Origin of the sequence: Parachitinimonas caeni, from assembly GCF_030129945.1 — a bacterium.
GTDB classification, from domain to species: Bacteria; Pseudomonadota; Gammaproteobacteria; order Burkholderiales; family Chitinimonadaceae; genus Parachitinimonas; species Parachitinimonas caeni.
This window is the reverse complement of the sequence record NZ_JARRAF010000005.1, coordinates 17,739-38,974: the sequence shown is the minus strand read 5'-3', so window position 1 is coordinate 38,974 and position 21,236 is coordinate 17,739. Positions and strand designations below refer to the sequence as shown.

General features: G+C 58.3%; 21 protein-coding genes. 2 read left to right on the top strand and 19 right to left on the bottom strand.

What is annotated here, in order from left to right; translation table 11 throughout:
• Positions 1-108 precede the first annotated feature (108 nt).
• From PZA18_RS05575 to pepP, 3 genes are read right to left on the bottom strand one after another with little or no spacing between them, the layout of a single operon-like run.
• On the bottom strand, positions 109-1,269 hold the full coding sequence (locus tag PZA18_RS05575) for a UbiH/UbiF family hydroxylase (protein WP_284099818.1): 1,161 nt from the start codon (positions 1,267-1,269) through the stop codon (positions 109-111).
• On the bottom strand, positions 1,266-2,432 hold the full coding sequence (locus PZA18_RS05570; protein WP_284099816.1) for an FAD-dependent monooxygenase: 1,167 nt from the start codon (positions 2,430-2,432) through the stop codon (positions 1,266-1,268). The genes PZA18_RS05575 and PZA18_RS05570 overlap by 4 nt, the downstream gene beginning before the upstream one ends.
• Positions 2,432-3,730 carry a Xaa-Pro aminopeptidase gene (gene pepP, locus PZA18_RS05565; protein ID WP_284099815.1) on the bottom strand — a complete coding sequence of 433 codons (1,299 nt, stop codon included), beginning with the start codon at positions 3,728-3,730 and terminating at the stop codon, positions 2,432-2,434. The genes PZA18_RS05570 and pepP overlap by 1 nt, the downstream gene beginning before the upstream one ends.
• A gap of 156 nt (positions 3,731-3,886) precedes the next feature.
• Between pepP and PZA18_RS05560 the strand changes: the two genes are divergently transcribed.
• Complete coding sequence (locus PZA18_RS05560; protein WP_284099814.1) at positions 3,887-4,270, top strand: SirB2 family protein; 384 nt, start codon at positions 3,887-3,889, stop codon at positions 4,268-4,270.
• Positions 4,271-4,340: 70 nt separating this feature from the next.
• Here PZA18_RS05560 and glgA read toward each other — a convergent pair whose 3' ends face one another.
• Genes glgA through PZA18_RS05530 form a run of 6 tightly spaced genes read right to left on the bottom strand, consistent with a single transcriptional unit; the run spans position 4,341 to position 10,380 of the window.
• Positions 4,341-5,819, bottom strand: coding sequence for a glycogen synthase GlgA (gene glgA, locus PZA18_RS05555; RefSeq protein WP_284099813.1), 1,479 nt, complete (start codon positions 5,817-5,819; stop codon positions 4,341-4,343).
• Entirely contained in the window at positions 5,820-6,995 is a 1,176-nt protein-coding gene (locus tag PZA18_RS05550) for an ABC transporter permease (RefSeq protein ID WP_284099812.1), read from the bottom strand. It lies immediately after the preceding gene.
• Positions 6,996-7,006: 11 nt separating this feature from the next.
• Positions 7,007-8,170, bottom strand: coding sequence for an ABC transporter permease (locus PZA18_RS05545; protein ID WP_284099811.1), 1,164 nt, complete (start codon positions 8,168-8,170; stop codon positions 7,007-7,009).
• 43 nt (positions 8,171-8,213) lie between these two features.
• Positions 8,214-8,462, bottom strand: coding sequence for a hypothetical protein (locus PZA18_RS05540; protein WP_284099810.1), 249 nt, complete (start codon positions 8,460-8,462; stop codon positions 8,214-8,216).
• 2 nt (positions 8,463-8,464) lie between these two features.
• Positions 8,465-9,193, bottom strand: a complete 729-nt coding sequence (locus PZA18_RS05535; protein WP_284099809.1) for an ABC transporter ATP-binding protein — start codon at positions 9,191-9,193, stop codon at positions 8,465-8,467.
• Positions 9,190-10,380, bottom strand: coding sequence for an efflux RND transporter periplasmic adaptor subunit (locus PZA18_RS05530; protein WP_284099808.1), 1,191 nt, complete (start codon positions 10,378-10,380; stop codon positions 9,190-9,192). The genes PZA18_RS05535 and PZA18_RS05530 overlap by 4 nt, the downstream gene beginning before the upstream one ends.
• 446 nt (positions 10,381-10,826) lie before the next feature.
• On the opposite strand from PZA18_RS05530, the gene PZA18_RS05525 reads away from it, so the two are divergent.
• Positions 10,827-12,623 (top strand): acyl-CoA dehydrogenase C-terminal domain-containing protein, encoded by a 1,797-nt coding sequence (locus tag PZA18_RS05525; RefSeq protein WP_284099807.1) that lies wholly within the window; start codon positions 10,827-10,829, stop codon positions 12,621-12,623.
• A 209-nt stretch (positions 12,624-12,832) separates the two neighbouring features.
• Here the strand turns inward: PZA18_RS05525 and sctC are convergent, their stop codons facing one another.
• Genes sctC through sctN form a run of 10 tightly spaced genes read right to left on the bottom strand, consistent with a single transcriptional unit; the run spans position 12,833 to position 21,232 of the window.
• Complete coding sequence (gene sctC, locus PZA18_RS05520; protein ID WP_284099806.1) at positions 12,833-14,479, bottom strand: type III secretion system outer membrane ring subunit SctC; 1,647 nt, start codon at positions 14,477-14,479, stop codon at positions 12,833-12,835.
• Positions 14,476-14,871 (bottom strand): CesT family type III secretion system chaperone, encoded by a 396-nt coding sequence (locus PZA18_RS05515; RefSeq protein ID WP_284099805.1) that lies wholly within the window; start codon positions 14,869-14,871, stop codon positions 14,476-14,478. The genes sctC and PZA18_RS05515 overlap by 4 nt, the downstream gene beginning before the upstream one ends.
• A gap of 30 nt (positions 14,872-14,901) precedes the next feature.
• Entirely contained in the window at positions 14,902-15,951 is a 1,050-nt protein-coding gene (gene sctU / locus PZA18_RS05510) for a type III secretion system export apparatus subunit SctU (protein WP_284099804.1), read from the bottom strand.
• Complete coding sequence (sctT, locus tag PZA18_RS05505; protein ID WP_284099803.1) at positions 15,941-16,753, bottom strand: type III secretion system export apparatus subunit SctT; 813 nt, start codon at positions 16,751-16,753, stop codon at positions 15,941-15,943. The genes sctU and sctT overlap by 11 nt, the downstream gene beginning before the upstream one ends.
• Before the next feature lie 6 nt (positions 16,754-16,759).
• The gene (gene sctS / locus PZA18_RS05500) at positions 16,760-17,029 is read right to left on the bottom strand and encodes a type III secretion system export apparatus subunit SctS (RefSeq protein ID WP_284099802.1); all 270 of its coding nucleotides are present in this window, start codon (positions 17,027-17,029) and stop codon (positions 16,760-16,762) included.
• 11 nt (positions 17,030-17,040) lie between these two features.
• Positions 17,041-17,688 carry a type III secretion system export apparatus subunit SctR gene (sctR, locus tag PZA18_RS05495; protein ID WP_284099801.1) on the bottom strand — a complete coding sequence of 216 codons (648 nt, stop codon included), beginning with the start codon at positions 17,686-17,688 and terminating at the stop codon, positions 17,041-17,043.
• On the bottom strand, positions 17,685-18,710 hold the full coding sequence (gene sctQ / locus PZA18_RS05490) for a type III secretion system cytoplasmic ring protein SctQ (protein WP_284099800.1): 1,026 nt from the start codon (positions 18,708-18,710) through the stop codon (positions 17,685-17,687). Before sctQ ends, sctR begins: the two co-directional genes overlap by 4 nt.
• A complete protein-coding gene (locus PZA18_RS05485; RefSeq protein WP_284099799.1) occupies positions 18,707-19,411 on the bottom strand; it encodes a type III secretion HpaP family protein in 705 nt (234 codons plus the stop codon). Before PZA18_RS05485 ends, sctQ begins: the two co-directional genes overlap by 4 nt.
• Positions 19,401-19,910: a type III secretion system stalk subunit SctO gene (gene sctO, locus PZA18_RS05480; protein ID WP_284099798.1), complete on the bottom strand. Its 510-nt coding sequence runs from the start codon at positions 19,908-19,910 to the stop codon at positions 19,401-19,403. The genes PZA18_RS05485 and sctO overlap by 11 nt, the downstream gene beginning before the upstream one ends.
• Positions 19,907-21,232, bottom strand: coding sequence for a type III secretion system ATPase SctN (gene sctN / locus PZA18_RS05475; RefSeq protein ID WP_284099797.1), 1,326 nt, complete (start codon positions 21,230-21,232; stop codon positions 19,907-19,909). Before sctN ends, sctO begins: the two co-directional genes overlap by 4 nt.
• Positions 21,233-21,236: the final 4 nt, after the last annotated feature.

The window sequence follows — 21,236 nt, the reverse complement described above, 5'->3', positions numbered from 1 at the left end:
CTCTGTCGGTGACAGTTTGCCAGTTGGTAGATATATCGGGCCTGCGGCCAACGGCCCGAACCCAGTCCTGATTACTGCTTTCAATCAAATTTATTATCGCTACATCGACTACAAGGCCTGTCTGATCAGCAAGCGCTTGAGCGGCCCCATCTTGTCCGTCAAGGTCAAACCGGCATTCCTGAGCCAGGCTATGGGGGCTTGCTGTGGTCGGAACAGACGATCCAAACCATGCGTAACAGCCTGCATCATCATGACGTCCTCCCGCCGCGCCCGCTCATAGCGCCGCAGCAGCAGGTAATCCCCAGGGTCTCGTCTGCCAGCCCCCAACAGCACATCGGCCAACACCCGAGCATCTTGAAAGCCCAGGTTGACGCCCTGCCCCGCCAGCGGATGCACAGTATGGGCAGCATCGCCAATCAACGCCAGCCGTGGTGATACCAGCGATTTGACATGGGTAAGCCGCAACGGAAAGCCAGCCGCCGGGGTAATCAGACGCAACTCACCGAGCTCCCGCCCTCCAGCGGCAGCGACCGCCTCGCATAGCGCGTCAGCAGGTAACGCTTTGAGTTCGGCGGCCTTGGCATCATGCGTTGACCAGACAATCGAGATCCGGTTCCCTGGCAGGGGCAGCCATGCCAGCACCCCATCCTGCCGGAACCATTGCCGGGCAACAAAGCCATGCGGTCGCGAGCACTCGAAATTCGCCACAACCCCCTGTTGCTCGTAGGGCGCCTGGCTAATACCAATGCCGGCTTGCTGCCGTAACCATGACTCCGCCCCATCTGCTGCCACCAGCAAGCGGGTTTTCAGCGTCTGGCCATCTTCCAGGATCAGCGTTGCAGCCTGCTGTCCCCACTCGACCCCTTGAGGGCGGGCCGGGCAGAGCAGGCTGACATTGCCACGATCAGCCAGCGCGGACCAGATAGCGGTCTGCAAAGTCGAGTTTTCGATAATTGTTGCCAGCTCGTCACTGCCCACATCCACCGCACTGAAGTGCAACGTACCGCCGGCATCGCCCCGCACCCGCATATCCTGCACATTGCCGATACGATCAAGCGGCAAGCGTTGCCAGGCGCCTAGCTGCTGCAGCAAATGGCGATTGCGTGGGCTGACGGCATAGATGCGGCTATCCCAAGCCTCTCCCGTTGGCGGAGCTGGCTGGCGACCTTCGATCATGGCAACCCGTAATGGGCTATCAGCCAAGGCCAACGCCAAGGTGGCCCCCACCAATCCACCGCCACAAATGGCGATATCAAATTCCTGCGTCATCGTGGCACCACCCGGCTGCCAAAAACCATCCGCGCCGCGAATCCCTTGCGGGCCAGCGGCAGATTATCGAGAAGCGTCATGCCTACAGCGCTGGCCTGTCCGAACAGACTATCCGGGCGCGAGAACAGCCGCACCAGGCCATCGGTAAACAAGCTGGTCGCCGTACTATCGCCTTTGCGTGCGTTGGCATAGCGGCGGAGCACCTCTGGCGAACCCGGGTCGCCCCCCTGAGCCAGTATCTGTGCCAGCGCCAAGGCATCACGCAGCCCCAGATTGAAGCCTTGACCCGCTACAGGATGCAGGGTTTGCGCCGCGTTGCCGATAACCGCCAGTCTCCGCCCAACGGTTTCGCGTAGCCAGCGATGTTTGAGCGGAAACACGCTACGCGGCCCAGCCGAAACAAAACAACCGACACGATCCCCCATGCGCGCCTGCAGGGCCGCCAGCAGCGCCGCCTCGCTCAGGTTCAATGTATCTTCAGCCAGTGCCAGGGGGCGGGTCCAGACCAGCGAAAAGCCGTTGCCATTGGGCAGTAAGGCCAGCGGGCCATCATGAGCAAAGCGCTCGTAGGCCACATGGTCGTGGGGTCGATCAGTGGTCAGTTCGCACACGACGGCGCATTGCCCATAATCGTGACTATTGGCAATCAGCCCGACCTCCTCAGCCAGGCGCCCGCCTTCGGCCAGCACCACCAGTCGTGCCGTTACCAGTTCGCGTTCCTGTTCGGTTTCAATTTCCGCCACGCCATATCGATCAAGCATGCGGAGTGAGCTGACCTTGGCACCGAACAGACAAACCGCCGCAGAGGACTCCAGCTCACGGTCGATCGCTGCAGCGAGATCGCTGTAGCCCGTCACGTATCCCAACGCCGGCAAACCCAGATCGCTACGCCGCAACCGCACCCGGCCAAAGCCGCCTTGCTGCGACACATGCACTTCATTGATGGCGGTTGCGCGACGGCTCCAGGCGCCGAGGCCGTCCAGCGTATGCCGGCTCGACCAGGACACTGCAAGTGCCCTGGCATCTTTGGGACGGGCGCGCCGGGCTTCGACCAGCAGACAATCAACCCCCGACTTGGCCAGCAGCAAGGCCAGCGCCCCACCTACTGGCCCGCCTCCGACAATCAGCACGTCTACATGACGCGGGATGGCATTTGTTTTCATCAGCGGACCATGACGGATTCGATATCAGCAACGGTTTTCGGCGCATCGATGGTCAGGTTTTCATAGCCTTCGGCCGTCACCAGAATGTCATCTTCGATACGTACCCCGATGTGGGTGAACTCGGCCGGCACATTGGCCGCCGGGCGGAAATACAGCCCGGGTTCCACGGTCAGCACCATGCCAGGCTGCAAGCGACGTGACACGCCATCAATTTTGTAAGATCCGGCGTCATGCACATCCAGCCCCAGCCAGTGGCTGGTTTTGTGCATATAAAACTGACGGTAGCTGCCTTGTTCGATAGCGCTCTCAACGCTACCGGTCAGGAGTTTCAGGTCGATCAGACCCTGCGTCAGCACCTTTAGTGCCACGTCATGCGGCTCGGTGAACGGTGTGCCGGGGCGAATGCAGTCGATGGCTGCATGCTGCGCAGCCAACACCAGCTCGTAAATGGCCTTTTGCGGCCCGCTGAACCGGCCGTTGACGGGAAATGTACGGGTGATATCCGAGGCATAACCCTGGAATTCGCAGCCGGCATCAATCAACACCAGCTCGCCATCGTGCATCTGCCGGTTGTTTTCGCCGTAGTGCAGTACACAGGCATTGAGCCCGGAGGCCACGATGCTGGTATAGGCCGGGAAGCGGCTGCCGTGGCGGTAGAACGTATATTGCAGCTCGGCTTCCAGCTGATATTCCATCATGCCGGGGCGACTGGCCTGCATCGCCCGTCGATGCGCCTCGGCAGAAATTTGCCCGGCCTGCCGCATCAACCCAATCTCGGTCTGATCCTTGATCAAACGCATCTCGGCAATCGCTCCCCGCACATCCGAGAGCTGATCCGGTACACGCTCCCCATTGCGGGCGGCGGCCCGAACCTGGTTCATCAGCGTAATCATCCGGCCATCCCAGCTGCTATCGGCACCCAGGGGGAAATGCAGCACGGGCTGATGCACCAGCCACTCGGCCAGCCGTTGATCCAGCTCGGCAATCGGATACGCCTCGTCAAAGCCGAATTGTTCACGCGCTACCTGAGGGCCGTACAAATAGCCTTCCCAGATTTCCTTTTTTTCGTCTTTGGGCTGACAGAACAGAATGGACCGGGGCCGATCCCCCAGCACCATCACCAGCACCGCATTCGGCTCGGGAAAGCCGCTCAGATAGTGAAAGTTGCTATCGAAGCGATAGGGGTAATCGCTATCGTCATTACGGGTTTTCAGTGGCGCAGTCGGCACCACCACGATGCCTTCTTTCAGAGTGGCGGCCAATCGCTCACGGCGGCCGCGATACAGAGATGCAGTCATGGGGCAGTCACTTGAGGGAAACCCGCCGATTATAGCCGGATTGCAGCAGCTGGCTCCGGCCATTGCCGCGACAACGCCCGGCCCTCTGCAGCAAGGCGCTTTGCGACAGCGGGCTTCTGGGCTTAAATGGCGGACTTTGCACTTGGGAAACCCACCATGCCCTACGTTGCCCTCAAACACCTTCACATGACCGCTGCAGCCCTCTCCCTACTGCTGTTTTTACTGCGAGGGGCCTGGATGCTGACCGATAACCCGCGTCTGCAGGCGCGCTGGGTCAAGATCGTGCCGCATATCAACGACACCGTCCTGCTGGCCGCCGCGATCAGTATGGCGGTCAGCTTCGGCTTCAACCCCTTGGCGCAGAGCTGGCTGATGGCAAAAATACTGGCGCTGCTGGTTTATATCGTGCTCGGCACCATCGCCCTCAAACGTGGCAAAACCCGCCAGATCAGGCTAACCGCCTTCGTTGGTGCTTTGATGTGCTTTGGCTATATCGTCCTGGTTGCCCTCAGCAAATCACCAATGCCGTTTTTAGGTTGAGTGAAGTTACTGGGGCATGGCTAGGCTCTGTTGACGTGACATTGACAGGCGTGCCGTGGCAAAACAAACGCTACTGCCGGCCAGCAACCGCCCAAGGCGGTATCGCCTCGGCGTACAGCGCCAAATAGCGTTCTGCGGCGGATTGCCAGTCAAAGCGCTGTTGCATGGCTCTTTGCTGAACAACGAGCCAGTCGGCGGGCCGGCGGTAGAGCGAGAAGGCGCGCCGCAAGGCGGCTAGATAGCTTGACAAGTCGAGGGACTGAAAGACGAAGCCGGTAGCCGTGTCATCATCGAGTGCTTCGAGCGTGCAATCGACCACGGTATCCGCCAGCCCTCCCACATGCCGGACCAGGGGTAGCGCGCCATAACGCAGCCCATACAGCTGGCTGAGCCCGCATGGTTCGTAGACCGAGGGCAGTAGCACGACATCAGCAGCAGCAAACAGCCGATGGGCGCTGGCTTCGTCGTAACCGATCCGTGTTGCCACCCGTCCTGGGTATTCGGCCGACACCGCTTGAAAAGCCCGCTCCAGCGCCGCTTCGCCCCGCCCCAGCACGGCTAGTTGTCCGCCGCGCTCCAGCAACTGTGGCAACCCGGCCAGCACCAGATGCAAGCCCTTCTGTTCCGCCAGACGACTGGCCACCACAAACAACGGCGCCGAGGCATCGGGCTGCAAGCCCCAGTCTGCTTGCAACGCCGCTTTACACTGCGACTTGCCGGCCAGGTTGGCTGAGCCGTAGCGCGCAGGCAGCCAAACGTCGTCTTCAGGACTCCAGACGGTGTAATCGACACCATTCAAAATCCCGGTCAACTCCCCACGCCGCCGCTGCAACAATCCATGCAAGCCACACCCCTGCTCGCCCGACTGGATTTCTCGGGCATAGGAAGGGCTTACCGTTGTAATGCGGTCGGCGTAATACAGGCCGGCTTTCATAAACGACACAGCCCCGTAGAATTCGAGGCCATCCATGCCGTAGAAAGCGCCGGGCAAACCAAGATCGCCAAAAATCGTTGCCGGATAGCAACCCAGATAAGCAAGGTTGTGGACTGAAAAAACGCCCCCAGCCGGACGATAACCAAGCCAGCGCGCCATATCTGCCATATAAGCCATCGCCAGCCCGGCATGCCAGTCATGACCATGCACGATCTGGGGCCGCCAATCGGGCAGGCTGCCGGCAGCCAGTTGAGCAGCCACCCAGCCCAGCAGTGCAAACCGCAGGGGGTTCAGGGGGTGATCACGCCGCTCTGTGTCGAGATACGGGTGCGTCACACCCGAATAAAACGCCGGCGCATCAATCACGATAGCCAGCAGGCCATTTGGCAGCCGACCTTGCCGCAGCGTCACTTCGGCCAGGCCAAAGCGGCCCGGCAGATGCAACAGCGGCTGAACATCCTGCAAGCCATCCAGTATCGGTGCATAGCCCGGCAACAATAGCCGGACATCGCATCCTGCCTGCTGCAGGGCAACCGGCAGGGCGCCGAGCACGTCAGCTAGCCCACCGGTTTTCAGCAGCGGAAAGACCTCGGCGGTCACTTGCAGGATGCGCATTTATCCCTCCCGCAAGGCATCGACGATATTCATACGCGCAGCGCGTGCCGCCGGTAAGAACCCACCAATGAAGCCCATTGCCAGCGAAAACAGCAATACACGCACTGTGATGCCGGATGTCAGCGAAAACGAAAACGCCAGCTCGGAAAACGTCTGCCAATTGGTGGTGGACAACTGAAACCACTGCATGGTTGAAGCCGCCAACAATCCCACCACACCTCCTGTTAGAGACAGCAACAGGGACTCCAGCAAAAATGCGGCCATGATGGCACGTCGCTGAAATCCGAGCGCGCGCAAGGCGCCGATTTCGCCAACCCGATTGGCGACAGCAGCATACATGGTGATCATGGCACCAATAATTGCGCCAATCGAAAAGATGATCGAGAGCACTGTGCCCAGAATCTTGATGAAAGTGGCCAGCGCTTCAGATTGATCAGCATAAAAACGGGTTTCGGTCTTCAGTTCCAGGGTCAACCGCGGATCGGCTTCGAGTCGGGTCTTCATTGCCTCGAAGCTGGACGGGTCGTAAAGCTTGAACACGACAGCCGAATACGCAGTCCGCCGGAAAGCCTGCAGCATCTGTTCCGAGTCGCCCCACACTTCCGAGCTGAAACCGGTTTTGCCGGCATCGAACACCCCCACCACGGTCCAGTCGCGTTGGGCAAACCGCAAGCTGTCGCCAATGGCGGCGCCGTGAAAGCCATCGCGAATGCTGCGCCCGACGATGACCTCACTACTGCCCGGCCGGAACAACCGTCCTTCCGTCAGCACAACCTGTGGGCGCAGGGCGAGACCTTTGGCGCCAGTACCTCGCACCACGATATTCGACTTGCGACCGGTGGATTTTTTGGGCTGGGAAATCAGCACCACGGTTTCCTTCGAAATCAGCTTGTCGCCCTGCGCATCGACCGCAATATTCGGCTCACTCTCGACAATGGCGGCCTCACGTCGCTGCACACCGCTTTGCACCTCGGTCTGGGCGGACTTGCGGATGACCACCACATTGTCAGGCTGGCCTGTTGAAATCAGGGTTTCGCGCAGGCCGGCTTCCAGCATCAGCACCGCCGCAAACACGAACACCACCAGCGCCATGCCACCTGCCGTCAGCAGTGTGGTGAGCTTGCGGGTCAGCAGATTGCGCCAGATGTAATGAAAAGGAATGTTGGTGAATTTCACGTCCAGGCTCTTCAGGCAATGGCCCGCAAGCCATCAACAATCCGTACCCGCATGGCACGGATTGATGGCACACAGGCCGCCGACAGCCCGATCACCAGCGAAGCACCCAGCTGCATCCACACGGTTTTATCGGCGACATTGAAAATGGGAAAGATATTGTCGAGCGCCCCACCAATCGCCCGCACAGCGGGATAGGTCAGCACAATGCCCATCGCCCCGCCAGCCAGACCAAGCACCATCGACTCGGCAAAAATCAGGCTGCCCACCGACATCGGCTGAAACCCCAGAGCCTTCAGGGTGGCGTATTCTGCAGTTCGCTCGCGTGCCGACATGGCCATGGTGTTGGCCATCACCGCCATGATGATGAGGATCACCACAAAGGAAACGATCTCGATGGCTTGCACGATCACCTCTGTCATCGCCACAAATCCAAGCTGGAACGCCTTTTCAGTTTCAGTCAGTGTTTCAGCCAGCGAGTTCTTGAAGAGGGCGTCCACCTGCTGGCTGATTTCAGCGGCAGCGCTGCCGTCCTGAATTCCGACTACGAACACCCCCGTCCGATCTGCGTAACGCGGAGCAACCGTGCGGATTTTCTCGTTCAGGTAATCCCAGTGGAACAGAAACTGGTTTTCATCGGTACTCTGATTGCGTCCCTTGTAGATGCCCCGCACCACAAACGACCAGCTGCCCGGAAAAATCGTGCCGCGCAGCGTGACAACATCGCCGACTTTCCAGCCGAAGCGCTGAGCCAGCTTGCGGCCCACCATGGCACCGCGCCGGTCGCGGATGAAGGCTTTCTGGCTGGCTTCGTCCAGCACAAACTCCGGGTAAAGCGGCAGATAAGTCACCGGATCGACCGCAAACTGCGGGAAGAAATTCTTCTCTTCGATGTAAACACCGCCAAACCAGTTCGCCCAGCTGACACTGCTCACCCCTGGCACCTGTCGGATACGCTCGCCATAAGCAATCGGCAGACTGAATACCAGGGAAATCGAGCTGCGAGTGATCAGGCGTTTATCCGATGCGGCATCGGCCCCCGCATACCAGGCCCCCACCACGGTGCGCAGCAGGCCAAAGGCCAGAATCGCCACCACAATGCCAGACAGGGTCAGCATCGCCCGCAGCCGATGGCGAACGGCATTCTTGAAAGCCATTTTCAGCAGGAAGAACACCATGCGTCGTCAACCCGACCTGTTGCTCATGATTGTGGATAAGCACTCACCGGTTGCGGGCATGGCTGGCCGCCCCACGTTCGTTGCCGCGCTTGTAATTGCCGGTTGCCCGAGCCATCAGCTGTTGCTGCCCTTTGGCATCCAGACGGGCGACTTTCGCCAGGAATTCTGCCGCCCCCTTGCCGCGAAGCTGGGTCACCATGCAGCCGTGGTGGTCGATCATGACATCACCGGCCTTGGTCGTCCGGTATCGAAATCCCAGATCTGCCGACACTGCCGCCTCTGCTCCATCCATCCTCATCCCCCTCCTTCGCGCTCTGATGTTACGGGCCGGCTCACCGCCACTTCCAGCGCTGACAGCTCGCCTTTTTCCAGGTGCCGGATAGCATGGGCACGCTCTGCCGCCCGTTGGTCGTGAGTCACCATCACGATGGTTTTGCCGAGATCGCCATTGAGCCGATCAAGCAGATCGAGGATTTCCCCGGCTGACTTGCGATCAAGATCCCCGGTGGGCTCATCCGCCACAATCAGCGTCGGATCGGTCACGATGGCACGCGCAATCGCCACCCGCTGCTGCTGCCCACCCGACAGTTCGTTCGGATAGTGCCCGACCCGCTCCGCCAAGCCGACCATCTCCAGCGCCAGCTGGGCATGTTCGCGTCGTTGCCGTCGATTCAGGCTGGTCAACATCAGGGGCAGCTCGACATTTTCCAGTGCGGTCAGCACCGGCATCAGGTTATAAAACTGAAAGATGAACCCGACATGGCGAGCCCGCCAATCTGCCAATTCCGATTCACTCAAGCGGGCAATATCGACATCATCAACACGGATTTCACCGCCAGTAGGCTGGTCAATCCCGGCAATCAGATTTAGCAGGGTAGACTTGCCGGAACCGGATGGCCCCATCAACGCCAGAAAATCGCCATGCTGAATATCGAAACTGATGTCGGTGAGCACCGGCACGGGCTGCCCGCCCCGCCAATAGGTTTTGGCAACCGCTCTTAACGAAACAGCCGGGCCGCTCACGCCTTTTTCTCCAGAACCTTGGCGCCATCCTGCAGTGGCCCAGGGTTCAGCACCACCACATCCCCAAGCTTCAGCCCTCCCCTGACCTCAATCAGATCACCGAGTTTTGGCCCCAGCTGCACGGTAGTGCGTTTCACCACTCCAGCATTCAAAACATAAACCTGCCCACCATCGACAATCGCCTTGGGATTCACCGCCAACCGTGGCTTACGCTCGTCAGCCGCCAAAGCACGCGAGAGGAAAGCGACTTTGGCGCTCATCTCGGGCATCACCCTGGCGTCCTTTTCAACAAAGCGGATCTTGAACATGACGGTTGCCTTGGCACGATCGACTGACGGCACAATACTTTGCACCTGCCCAACCAGTCGTAGATCTGGCAAGGCATCCAGCTGGATTTCGCAAGGTTGGTTCAGCACAGCCTTGAACAGGCTGGATTCCGAGACATCCGCTTCGACTTCGAGGGTGGCCATATCGGCCATGGTGACCACGGCACCTTTCGAATCAGCGCTAGCGTTGAATGGCGTGACGACATCCCCCACGTTGGCATTCTTGGTTAAAACTACCCCAGCGAAAGGCGCTTTGATGAAGGTGCTATCCAGCGCGACCCTGGCCGCCGTCAATGCCGCCTCAAGCTGTTTGACGGCAGCAATCTGAGCCCCTACCGCTGCCTTGGCCTGGTTGTATCGGGAAATCGCCGCATCGTGCGAGGAGTTGGAGATAAAGCCTTGCCGCAGTAGCTCCTCACTCCGCCGAAAAGCGCGCTCGGCATCCAGAGCCTCCGCTTCTGCCTGACGTTGTCGGGCTTTCCCAGCCTCGACATTGGCCAGCGCCTGCGACACCTGCGCCTGTTGATCAGCATTTTCGATACGGGCAATCACTTCGCCCTGCATCACCGAACTGCCTTCACGCACTCCCAGCCACTCCAGCCGCCCACTGGCTTTGGATGCAATCGAGGCTTTTTTCTGCGCAACCACGTAGCCGGTCGCATTCAATAGAGTAAGCGGGGCGGAAGGCCAAGCCTGCGTCACTTTGGCGACTTCGACCTCTGCTGGCCGTTTGCTATTTGCAACAGCTATGACTGCCGCAATCCCGACAACACCAACCAACAAGGCAACCGATTTCCAGCGTCGTTTAGGCTTGGCAACAGGGTTGCGATCAATCGACAACTGTTTGACTGCTTCACTCATGATGGGCCCGCAGCAAAAAAGCAATGCCGCCATTCTAGGCGCTGTTGCCTTATCTGCAACATCCAGCATCTGCCTTCCATGCCCCACATCCTCACTTTGGCCGACAGGATTTTCAGCAGGCGGAAAGGCGGGCTTCTATGCTCGTTGTATGAGTGCAGCAACATTTTTTTGCCCATTTTTGCACCAGATTTGCCAGAGCACCGGGCGGCCAGCCTCAGAAATATTTATATCAACCTATTGTTTAAAATAGGAATAGCAGTATGAGACGGTACCAATAGTCTGAATAGCAATCGCTACCGATTAAACGATTGTTTGAAATATCCGTATGAACTGGTAGGATAGTGTCAAGTGAGTGCTTGCTCTAGGTTGACTGTCCGACAGGCACCCCACACTACCAGGCAAAAGACTTCGCCGCCCAGCGGCGCCGATTGCAGAGGAGCTAGGTCATGGCAAGCTACAAGGCCCCCTTGAGGGACATGCAGTTCGTGATGCACGAAGTGTTGGAAGTCGGCAATACACTCGCCACCCTTCCCGGGTACGAGGATGCCACACCCGATGTGCTCGATTCGGTGCTTGAAGAAGCCGCCAAATTCTCGGAAAACGTCCTGTTCCCGCTGAACCGGACAGGCGATGAGGAAGGCTGTCACTTCGACAATGGCGAAGTCAAAACCCCCAAAGGTTTCAAAGAAGCCTATCAGCAGTTTATTGAAGGCGGCTGGACCGGCCTGGATTGTGATCCCCAATACGGCGGCCAGGGCCTGCCCAAAGTAGTGGGCTTCTCGATCTCCGAAATGCAGTGTTCTGCCAATATGGCTTGGGCCATGTATCCAGGCCTGTCTCACGGCGCCTATGCCGCCGTGAACAACCACGGTACCGATGAGCAGAAAGCGCTGTATCTGCCCAAGCTGATCGACGGCACCTGGTCCGGCACCATGTGCCTGACCGAACCACACTGCGGGACGGATCTGGGCCTTCTTCGTACCAAGGCGGATCCTCAAGCCGACGGTAGTTACCTGATTTCCGGCACTAAGATTTTCATTTCGGCTGGCGAACACGACCTTACTGACAACATCCTGCATTTGGTGCTTGCCCGCCTGCCCGACGCTCCGAAAGACGTCAAAGGCATTAGCCTGTTCATTGTTCCCAAATTCATCCCGACGGCAGAGGGCGGCGTAGGTGCCCGCAACAAGTTGGCTTGCGGCAGTCTTGAGCACAAGATGGGCATCAAGGCCAATGCCACTTGCGTCATGAACTTCGACGGCGCGGTCGGCTATCTGATTGGTGAGCCGAACAAGGGCATGCAGTGCATGTTCACCATGATGAACGCGGCACGACTCGGTGTTGGCATGCAGGGTCTGGGGCTGAACGAAGTGTCGTACCAGCAAGCCTTGGCTTACGCGAAAGACCGTTTGCAGATGCGTGCGCTGGCTGGCCCCAAGTTCCCCGACAAGCCCGCCGATCCAATCATTGTCCATCCCGATGTCCGTCGCATGCTGCTGACCATGAAGGCTTACGCCGAAGGCGGCCGTGTATTTTCGACCTGGCTCGGTCTGTTGCTCGACATTGAAACCCAGTCTCAGGATGAAGCCGAGAAACAGGATGCCTCAGACCTGCTGGCGTTGTTGATCCCGGTTGCCAAGGCATTCATGACTGACAATGGCTTTGAGGCCACCAACCTGGGGCTACAGGTGTTTGGCGGTCATGGCTATATCCGCGAATGGGGGATGGAGCAGTTTGTGCGCGATGCCCGAATCTCTCAGATCTATGAAGGTACCAATGGCATCCAGGCACTGGATCTGATCGGCCGTAAGGTGCTGATGGATCAGGCCACCAAGCTGCGCAAGTTTACCAAGATCGTCCACAAGTTCTGTGAAGCCAATGGCGATGATGAACAGCTGAAAGAGTTCATTGAGCCAGTGGCCAGCCTGAATAAGCAGATCCTCGACATCACCATGCAGATTGGCATGCAGTCGATGAGCAACCGTGATGAAGCCGGCGCTGCGGCGGTTGATTACCTGCGCCTGCTGGGGCATTTGGTGTACGGCTATTTCTGGGCACGCATGGTCAAGACCGCGCAAGCCAAAGCCGACACTGGCGATGCGTTCTACCAGGCGAAGGTCGCCACCGCCCGTTTCTATTTTGCCAAGCTGTTCCCTGAGCATCTGAGCCTCACCGCCAAGCTCAAGGCTGGGGCCAAGCCACTGATGGCTCTGGACAGCGAGCATTTTGCGCTGCACCTGTAACACACTGTTTCTCTGCGTTAACCTTGGGTACTTGGACAGCCCCGGCGAAAGCTGGGGCTATTTTTTTGCCCCTGACTCCCACCCTCTGACTGAGACACTGTTGATGTTTTGTCGCCGGTCCGGAAAAAACATCAACAGCGCCAAACACCAATGCAAAGAGCCATCCTTGCGGGACGGCTCTTTGCGGTGTGCAACCCCTGCCGGAGCAGCTAGTTTTTAGGCGGCAAGGTCACAATTTTCGGCGTGATCATGAACAAACGTTCGCGCTTCTGCCGGTCGGTCTTTTTGTGGCTGAACAAAGCCCCGAACAGCGGAATCTGCCCGAGTATTGGCACGTGATCATCCTGCGTCACATCCACCGTCGAGTTGTACCCCCCGATCAGTAAACTGGAGTTCTCGCCAACCACCGCCTGGGTGCTCACTACACTCTTGCGCACGGTCGGCAGATCCTGAATCTTCTGCTCCTGGATTGCGCCATCTTCAATATCGATCACCAGCTGAATCAGCTTCTGCCCATCGCGCTCGGTGATATGAGGGGTCACCTTGAGGGACACTCCGGTAGTGATTGGTACCACGTTCGCGGCCCGCTCGCCCGCTACACGAATGTAGAAGGTCTCTGACAAATCAAGCAACGCGCCAAGGTTATCAACGGTCAGAATCGACGGCCGAGAGAGTACCCGCGCATCGCCAATTCCCTCTAGCACCTTGATGCGCGACACCAGGAAATTGCCACTATCGAGCAAAATTGTGCTTGGGTTGACCCCATTGCCACGATTCAGGGTGATGCCGCCTTTTTCATTGCCACTGCCGACAACGCCAAAGCCACCCGCCACCTTGCCATCGCGGCCAGCCCAATCAATACCCAGTTCACTCAGCTTGGTACTGTTGACATCGACGATCATGGCTTCGATCTCAATCAACGATACCGGCACATCGAGGTGTTCGATCAGCTTGGCGTAAATCGGCAGGCGATCCGGGGTATCGCGCACGATGATGGCGTTGATGCGCGGGTCAGCCTGCACGGAAGGTTCACGCTTGCCGCCACCGCCATTGGGCATCGCCTTGGCTGGCAGAGCGCTACCCCCCGAGGGCGCAGCACTTCCCGCCGCAGCGCCATTGGCCGGAGCCGGCTCATTGGGTGCAAGGCCGGGGGCGGTACGTAGCGCAGCGGCCAGTTCCAGAACCTGGGTTTGCGTGCCGGAGGCGGCATTGTTGCCGGAAATCAGGTTTTTCAGGATGGTCGCCACACCGGGGGTGGTAATCTGCTTGTCCCGGAAATACATGGTGCGATCATCCACTGTCGCATGCTTCAGCTTGAAAACGGTCACATTTTCATCTGCCGGTATCGCGGGGAGATCGGCCACCGCCTTGGCAATCAACTCCACATAGGGTGGCGGACCAGACACCAGCGCGACACCGCGTTCGGGTAAATCCCCCCAACCAAATCGACTATCGACCAACCCCAGATCCGTCAGTGCCTGTTTGAGGCTGGGCAGCGTGGTTCCTGCCGCAGACACCGGCTTGGTCACGATTTCGGTTGATTTGGTGATGTAGAGCGAACCGCCATAGTAGAACCACATCAGGCCATAGCTATTGGAGAGGCGATTCAAGAACTCACTAGGGCTGGCGGCAACGATACGGCCATTGACATTACCTTTGACGGCCGCGCTGATCTGAACAGTGACGCCAAACTGGGTGGCAAAATCTTCCAACAGCTTCTGCAGCGAAATATTGTCCGCATAGTACGAGTAACTCGCCATCGGCCAGGGCGGAGTGGCCGCTGCTGCCGGCAGCGCCATGGCCAGGCTGAGTAACCAGGGTGCGCAGAGACGGCGCACAGATGGGTGCAGCCTCATTCCAGTTCGCCCTTCATGGCGCTTTTCCAATAGGCGGCGCCATTGGCAAACTCACCCAGGGCACGCTCAAATTCAAACAGCGTGACGGTGCGTGGAACGTGGCGCTGTAGCGCTACGGTGGATTGATCATCTTGCAGTACCGGGCCATCGGCATGCTCGTTCAGCCGGCTGCCCGACAACTGCATGATGCGGTCGATCACTTCATCCTTGCGTTTGGCATCCAGTGGCAGGTTGCCGATCCGGGTTTCCAGCAGCAAATCACCGGCTGCAGGGGTGCAGGCAATCCGGTAGCGTTGATCAATCGTCAGCACGATCCTGCCATCCGCCCGAGGCTCGATTGGTAAACCCTGGCGGGTGAGGAATTCTCTGACTGTCGGGTGTACTTGTGTCATGTTCGGATCTTTCCTGATGAAACCGGGCGATCAGTGATCGCGCTCTGCTGCCATTTGCTGTACCAGCCGCAGGACTTCAGCGACCGGCTCTATCAATTCGGATGGGATGTATTGGTCCAACTCGGCCGTGGCATGCAATGCGCGCGCCAGCGGAATGTTCTGCATGATGGGAATGCCCTCTTCCTTGGCAATGGCGACAATGCGCTCTGCGACCAGATCCTGGCCCTTGGCCAGCACCACAGGCAACGGCGTCTCTTCCTGATCGTAGAACAGGGCAACAGCAATATGCGTGGGGTTTGTCACGACAACACTCGCTTTCCGGGTTTTCTCAACCATGCCGCCCATCGCCAGCTCCTGCGCCAGATGCTTGCGCTTGCCTTTGATGTGAGGGTCCCCTTCCATTTCCTTGTATTCCTGCTTGACCTCTTCCTTGCTCATCATCAAGCCCTTGATGTGCTGGTAGCGCTGCCATCCCAGATCCGCCACGCCAATCACCAGATAAGCCACCGCCACGTAGACCAGCATCTTGCCAAGCAACGATCCGACGGCCAGCCCAATGCCGGCAATGCCCGCAGGCGGGATCTTGACCAAGGGGTCAATCGCGTTCTTGACCAGCACGTATATCAATGCAGATAAAAACGCTACCTTCAGGCAGTTCTTGACGAACTCCATCAGATTCTTCTTTGACACCATATTCTTGGCGTTTTCAACCACATTGAGCTTTTTGGCGGAGGGCTTCATCGCCTCGAACGCAAACAGCACGCCGGTCTGCACCATCTCCGAGAAAATACCCAGTACCAGCACAATCAGGATAAAGGGGAGCAACAGCGTGATGCCATCACGCATCAGCTTCTCCATCGCCACAGCCAGGGCATTGCGAAACGGCATGCCATAGAGTTGCGATGGCAGCACGATCATCTCGGCCATCGAGCGAATGATGCTGGGCCCAGCCGCCAGCAAATAGCCAAACATGGCCAGAATCAGCACGGTCTGGGTAAAGTCTTTACTCTTGGCAACCTGGCCTTTATTGCGCGCATCGCGCAATTTTTTCGACGTGGGTTGTTCCGTCTTATCGCTCACGCACCCCTCCCCAACCGAGCAAACGGTCGATATGGGTTGCCAGCTCGCCATAGCCTGCCAGTTCGGCCCGCGCATACTCGAACAAGGTACCGGCATACAGACCCAGGATCAGCATGGCCAGCGCACTCTTGATCGGCATCGCCAGAAAGAACACTTGCAACTGCGGTGTGAAACGTGAAATCAGCGCCAAGCCCATCTCGGCCAGAAACATCGCAATCAACACAGGGCCGGCGAGCACAATCGCCAGTTTGACCAAACGATCCAGCAAATCCAGCAGCCAAGGCGCCGCATCCATGCGCAGATTGGGAAACCAGTCAAAGACCGGCCAGATCAGGTAACTGCTGTAGATGGCCGACAGCAACAGCACAAAACCACCACTGACCAGAAAAAATACGATGAACGCCTGATTGAACAGCATGCCCAGAGGCGAGCTATCGTGCCCGGTAAGCGGGTTGACTGTAGAGGCAATACTGGCACCTCGCTGGTTATCAATGATGAAGCCGACAGCCTCCAGGCCCCAGAAGGGAATTGCCGCAAACAGACCGAAAATGAATCCGATCATTGCTTCTTTCACCATGATGCCCAACACGCCGAGGCCCAGCTGCAAGTGTGCCGCCTTGGGTGCCAGCAGTGGCGCGAGCATGATGCACAGCGCGCAAGCCACCCCCATACGCAAAATGCCGGGAATGAGTTGCCGGTTGAACAGCGGCAGCACCAGAAATATCGCCAGCATGCGTGGCAAGGCAAATGCCATGCCCATGGTCAGCTCTTTCAACTGGCTGAAATCGGCCGCTCCCACCATTCCCCCTTAGCGCGACAGCATGGGAAAGGCGTCGAACAAGGACACCGTGTAATTAAAAATTTCCCCCCCCATCCAGCGGGCGGTGAGCATGATGGTTGCGCCCACGGCAATCAGTTTGACCGCGAAAGACAGGGTTTGCTCTTGAATCTGCGTCAGCGCCTGCAGCAGACTGAATAATGTCCCCACCACTGACGCCACCAGAATCGTTGGCAGCGACAACCACAGCACCAGAATCAGTGCCTTGGTGATCAGACTGACCAGATCAACGGATTCCATCTGTCTGTCCTTTATATGTAAGTCAGAATCAGACCCTGAATCAGCCGGGTCCAACCATCCACCATCACAAACAGAAACAGTTTGAGTGGCAGCGAAATCGTCACCGGAGACACCATCATCATCCCCATCGCCAGCAGGATGTTTGATACCACCAGATCAATCACCAAAAACGGCAGGTACAGCAGAAAGCCAATCTCGAAGGCAGCAGTCAGTTCCGACACCACGAAGGCCGGCATCAGGATCAGATAATCGTCGGGTTTGACCTGTGCAGACATTTCCGCAGGCCATAACCGCTTCGTCGTACGAACAAAAAATCCGCGCTGTTCCGGCTTGCTGTGCTTCATCAGAAAAGCGCGCATGGGCTCAGCCCCTTTCTGCACACCGCTGATCAAGCCATCCACCGTGGTCATGCCAGCGGGTTCGGCATGAACGGCCTCGTAGACTTTCTGCCCAACCGGCGCCATGACGTAGAGCGTCAGCACCAGCGACAAGCCGTACAAGGCCATATTGGGTGGAATCTGCTGCACGCCGAGCGCGTTCCGTACCAACGACAGAACAATCGAGATTTTCAGAAATGCGGTTGTCGTCACCACCAGGATTGGCACCAGCGCCAGTAGCGCGAGGGCCAGTGCCAGTGAAATCGGATCGAAATTACTCATTCGTGCTCCGCAGCGGGTGGATTCAGCCGCAGTACCGCCACACCAACCCTGCCATCCACCTCCACCAGCTCGCCCTCGCCCACCGGCCGGCCATTGGCACGAATGGTCACGGCACGCCGGACGTCCCGTCCAAGATCAAATACTCTTCCGGGCTGCAAGGCACGCAGCTCGGCAAACGTCAGGCTGCGCTCGCCCAGATCAAAGCTGATACGCACGGAAAGCTGGTCTAGCGGAACGGATTCGGAATCGGTCGGGGCCGGATTTTCTGCCATGATGTTTCTCAAAGGTTCGATTACGGTCAGACGGGAGCCATCAAGATTTGCGTTAAACGCAAAACGATCTGCCACCCGCACAGTCAGCGTCTGGGTAGCCTGATTGCGCTGAATCAGGCACTCGTCAGGCAATAAAATGTCTTGAACGGCCAGGCCCTGCAGTTCGGAAGCCTTGAGCTCCAGCCAGCCGGCTTCAAAGCGCAAGGGTACAGACAGGGTGTCCCAGTCCTGCAAGGTAATGTCCAGCTGGCCAACCTTCAGCCAAGCGGCCAGAAACGACAGGGAAACAATGTCAAAACTCAAAGTTCCTTGAATAGTTTCGCCGTTGGTCAGGCTTTCCAGACGGAAGCGGTAGTGATGGGCGCCTTGAAATGGCTTGGGCTCGAAGCCTGCGGCATTCAATCTCAGCGCCCGCTTGCCGGCTTTCTCAAAACTGGCCGCCAAAGTAGTCAGCAAATGCTCCAGCACTGCCAACGCCAGTGCTTCCGGCATCACCGCCAACTCCGCCTCAGGCAGAATCTGACGTAGCCAGCGGCCGAACAGGGCGGTATCTGCTCCCAACAGCACTCGGCCACCGCCCCAGTCTGTATCCAGCCAGTAAGTCCCGGATGCCTCGCGTGCGATTTCCAGACTCAAGCGCCAGTCGCCGGCCCCGAGCTTGAAGCGACACCCCGCCCCGAACAGGGAAATCAAATTGCGGTAGGCCATTTCCTCCCGCGTCAGCTTGGGTAACACCAGACGCGAACTCATGATCGCCCTCCATCCGACCAGCGGCCAAACAAGGATGCCGGCCCTCCCAAGGAGCGCTCTTCGGTGGCCTGCACATTGCCCGGATCACCATCAATCGCCGCGGCATCGCCAGTTGCCTCGGGATGGCGAACCCGGATGCGTATCTGTTTGTTCAACCGGTTGCCAAGCTTCTCGGCCAGACTGGTTGCCTGGGCAGTCAGCCAGCTCAGGCTGTTCGGGTCAGTCACCACAAATTCGATCTGCAAGCGGCCATCATGCTGAGCGATGCGCAGTTCGGTGCCGGGTAACACCTCGGCCTTCAGCTCGAGGCGCACTTCCCGGCTACCATCCACCCCCTGCGAGACCAACAGCTTCTGTACGCTGTCCTGCACATCATCGAGACGGGCGGGTGCCAAGGGCTTTCCCTCCGTTGCAGCCACCGCAGCAGGCTTGAACAACCCGGCGCCAAACAGGCTGAAAGGATTGGCCACTGGCGCGGACTCTGGCTGCTCCTGCTGTTCTTCACCCTGCCCCTGGTCTGATGACTGGGCTTGATCGTCGCTTGCTGCTTGCTCGCGGTCCTGCTCGCCGCGATTCAGCGCATCTCGAAAGCGGTCGGTCAGGGCATCATCCGGTTTCTCTCGCGGCATCTGGCGGTCTTCATCCAGTCGGGGCATGCCCATGCCGCCGATGTTGAGATCAACCTTGCGTTCATTGCTCATCGTGATCGCGTTCCCATTCTTCGCGTTCCTCGCGATCCTGGCTAACCAGTCGCACTTCTTCCATCTCCAGATCCTCCAGGCGCTGCAGTTCTTTCAGTCGTTCTTCATCAAAACTGCGGGCCAGCTCAACAAACTTTTCTTTCATCTTGCTGGCGTCCTTGTGTGCCAACTTCGCACCATCTAGTACTTCGATGGCTTTTTCATGGGCCTTCGCGGCCTGCACACAACGCTCCTCATACTGGCGTTCGCCACTACGCAGCTCACTAACGACAAATTGCACATCTTCGATGTCCCGCAGGCGGACCACCTTGGTGCAGAGCTCTGCATAAACCGCCCGTTCCTGGTCAATCGCATATTGCTTGTACTGCTTGAGGGCATCTTTTGCCCGCTCTTCCGCGCTAATGGCATCAGCCAGCGCGGTCCGGCTGCGGGAGACTTCCAACTCAGCCTTGTTCTCGCGGTGCTGCTTGATTCGCAGCATTTCGCGAAAGATGGTCATCTGACCAGCGCCTGCATGGCGCTGAGCGTATCCTCGAACGTCACCCGCTCATCAGTGCGCTGTCGCAGGAAGTTGCGAATCGCTTCATATTTGTCGATGGCCTCATCAGTCGTCTTGTCTGCGCCACGTTTGTATTCACCGATTTTCACCAGCAATTCCACTTCCTGATATTTCGCCATCAACTCGCGCAAACGGCCGGCCGCCGCCTTATGCTCGGGCTTGATGATGGCGTTCATCACCCGCGATGCCGAAGCCAGCACATCAATCGCCGGGTAGTGGTTCGCCGCCCCCAGCTTGCGCGACAGCACAATATGGCCATCCAGAATCGAGCGCGTCTCATCAGCCACCGGCTCAGTCATGTCATCGCCTTCTACCAGCACGGTGTACAACGCTGTGATTGACCCCTTGTCATTCATCCCCACCCGTTCCATCAATTTGGGCAACGTGGCGAATACAGAAGGTGGGTAACCACGGCGAGTCGGTGGTTCACCCGCCGCCAGACCAATTTCACGCTGAGCACGGGCAAATCGGGTAACCGAGTCCATCAGGAACAACACTCGCTTGCCCTGATCGCGGAAATATTCGGCAATCGCCGTCGCCACATATGCAGCCTTGGCGCGCTCCATCGAGCTTTTATCGGAGGTCGCGCAGACAATCACCGATTTGCGTCGCCCTTCCTCACCCAGCTCGTGCTCAAGAAATTCGCGAACTTCGCGACCGCGCTCACCAATCAGGGCAATGACGGTCACATCGACGGCCGCCCCTTTGACCAACATCCCCATCAGGGTCGATTTACCCCCGCCCGCTGCCGCAAAGATCCCCATACGCTGGCCTTCCCCGCAGGTCAGCAGGCCATCCAATGCGCGAACGCCCAGAGGGACAGGTTGATTGATCATGCGGCGAGTCAGCGGATCAGGCGCCTCCTGATAAACCGGGTAAAAGCGATCTGCCTCCAACGGGCCTCGCTCCTTAGCATCAATCGGCCGCCCCAAACCATCGAGTACCCGGCCGAGCAGGCCAAAGCCCACCGGTACCATGTGGGCACGCCCGGTCGGAATGACTTCAGTCGCCGATGAGATGCCATACATATCACCAATCGGCGTGAGGAGCGCCGCATCACGTACGAACCCGACGACTTCGGCTTTCATTTCGAAGGTATCACCGGGATTGCGCAAGACGCAGACTTCACCCACCTTCACCGTCGGCACCACGGCCTTGATGATGGTCCCGATGACCTGCGTCACCCGCCCCTTGATGTGCAGAACCGGAGTGTCCTGCAGTGCCAGGCTCATCATCTCGGTGATGTAATCAAATTGCTTCATGTCG